General features: G+C 58.5%; 1 protein-coding gene. It reads right to left on the bottom strand.

The features are described from left to right. Positions 1 to 72 precede the first annotated feature (72 nt). Positions 73 to 595 (bottom strand): IS21-like element helper ATPase IstB (gene istB / locus ACZL02_RS24355; protein ID WP_472941271.1); only part of this gene is annotated, 523 nt, incomplete at its 5' end.

The raw sequence follows: 595 nt of genomic DNA, 5'->3' as shown, positions 1-595 counted from the left end.
TGTTGATTTCCACTGAGAGCTGACCCAGGATTTCCATCAAGAACTGACCCGGCTTCGATGATGTTGGGCAGGTCAGGTGGTGGTCAAGTTCCGTGTTTTCTCCTTCGTCGGTTTCTCGGGTTTGGCCGAGCTGTTCTTGAAGCGGAAGCTGTCGTTTCCGGTCTCAAGGATGTGGCAGTGATGGGTAAGGCGATCGAGCAGCGCGGTGGTCATCTTCGGATCGCCAAAGACCGTTGCCCACTCGCTGAAGCTGAGGTTGGTGGTGATGACGACGCTGGTGCGTTCGTACAGCTTGCTCAGAAGGTGGAATAGCAAGGCACCGCCTGAAGCGCTGAACGGCAGGTAGCCGAGCTCGTCGAGGATGACGAGGTCGGAGTGGACAAGCCGTCCGGCGATCTGACCGCTCTTCCCCTGGACCTTCTCCTGTTCGAGCAGATTGACGAGCTCGACGGTCGAGAAGAAGCGAACCCGCTTGTGGTGATGCTCGATGGCCTGGATGCCAAGGGCTGTGCCGATATGGGTCTTGCCGGTCCCGGGTCCTCCAACCAGCACGACGTTGTGCGCATCCTCCAGGAACTCGCAGCGATGAAGCTGA

This window comes from Mesocryomonas fontinalis (assembly GCF_055730125.2).
The sequence above is the reverse complement of the archived record's forward strand: the minus strand, read 5'-3'. Positions and strand labels throughout refer to the sequence as shown.